Source organism: Proteiniphilum sp. UBA1028, assembly GCF_002316955.1.
Lineage (GTDB): Bacteria > Bacteroidota > Bacteroidia > Bacteroidales > Dysgonomonadaceae > Proteiniphilum.
Genome location: NZ_DCEN01000059.1, coordinates 1 through 1,561, shown reverse-complemented (window position 1 = coordinate 1,561; position 1,561 = coordinate 1). Strand labels below are relative to the sequence as shown.

General features: G+C 46.8%; 1 protein-coding gene. It reads right to left on the bottom strand.

Going from position 1 to position 1,561, the window contains the following annotated elements:
• On the bottom strand, positions 1-1,452 hold a 1,452-nt coding region (locus B3Z75_RS10580), incomplete at its 3' end, for a beta-L-arabinofuranosidase domain-containing protein (protein WP_294071388.1).
• Positions 1,453-1,561: the final 109 nt, after the last annotated feature.

Genomic DNA, 1,561 nt, shown 5'->3' with positions numbered 1-1,561 from the left:
AATACGCAGGTGGAACGGAAATTTTATTCTTTCTTCTTTTTTATCTGGAAACTCAAAGGTAAAAGTAATGGTTTCCTCAAAAGGATACTGTGTGGACTCTTTAACGGTGATGAGTTGTCCATTTCCTACCTTTGCTGAAACCTCCGATGGGGCATACACCATTGCGGCAATGCCGTTATCGTTGGTCGCATACCAAAGATTCTGCGTAAACTTGGGCCACCCCTGATGCATGTTGGAGGTACAGCAGGGGTATCCGGTGAGTTCTCCGAAAAGGTTGTCTGTATCGTGATGGGGAGTTACGAAATTTCGCATGTCCCGGCTGACTTTAATCTGGTTGACCTGCTGGTAATACTGTCGAGCGCCAAAATCGTCGGTGGTTTGAGTTGGTAAGGCATTATAAGCAATTTTTTCGAGGTGGTCTGCCCATTGCACATCACCGGTAACCTGAAGGATACTCTCCAGCGAATACATCATCTCCACTGCGGTGCAAAGCTCAGAACCTTGAACGGGATTTCCAAAACGGAGCAATTCGTCGCCCGCCCATAATCCGATGGGCAATCCGATGGTGTTGCGCATATCGCGGACAGCCTTTTTTACCGCTTCGAGCAGTTCAGGATTTTGATTCTGCTGGAAATAGATAACCGGTTCTTTAAATCCCTGTCCGAGATTTACACAATGTAAGCTGTGCTGGCGCGATAGATGATCCTGATGGAGGAATACATCCGTCCAGTTGAATGTTTGTTTGTGGATCAGCTCACCCAATTCGAGTAAAAAAGGATCTCCCGTAATGTTGTACAGCCAATAGACCATCATCAGGTTATCTCCTCCGCGCTGTTCTCCCCAGAATGTCCAGTTTCCCAGCGGATGGTTGGGTAATTCTTTCAGCTGATAGTTGAAATATTTTGTCATAAAGGGAATTATCCGTTTATCCCCGGTTGCGGAATAGTATTGCTGCATTACTTTCAGCATCACCATTTTAGGCCACCAGTCGTGAGCGTTGTTTCGCTGCAGGCCTTCTTCGGGTTCCCGGTCGGTATCCGGGCCAAAGTATCCGTTTGGCTTTTGCGATGCCAACGTCCACTCAATCCAGGGCTGTACTTTCTTTGTTAATTCCGCATCGTTCATAATATAGGCGAGCGGCAAGAGTCCGTCAATCCAGTACGGTCCTCGTTCCCACACGTCTCCGTCACCGCCCAGCCATCCGTTTCTCTGTCCGGCGACCTGCGGGTAAATAGAGTCCAGATGTCCTGTCATTCCTGTCCGCATCCGGTTCAATTGTTCTTTGAGCCACCCTTGAGGGCGTATAGCTCCGACGGGCAGTTCGATATAGGTTTTGCCGGTCAGCGGGGCACGGTTGCCGGGATAGTTAGGTGGTTGCCCGGAGTTACTTCCTTGTGAATGAAAGCCCAAGATCAAGAAGGTTGAAATAAAAATGGCAATTAAATATTTCATACGACTAAAATTATTAACTTTAAAATATGTCGTATGGAACCTGCTTTTAGTCATCAACATGGTTTCAAGCTGTTTACATGCTCATCTCATACGATTATTTTTATTTTCA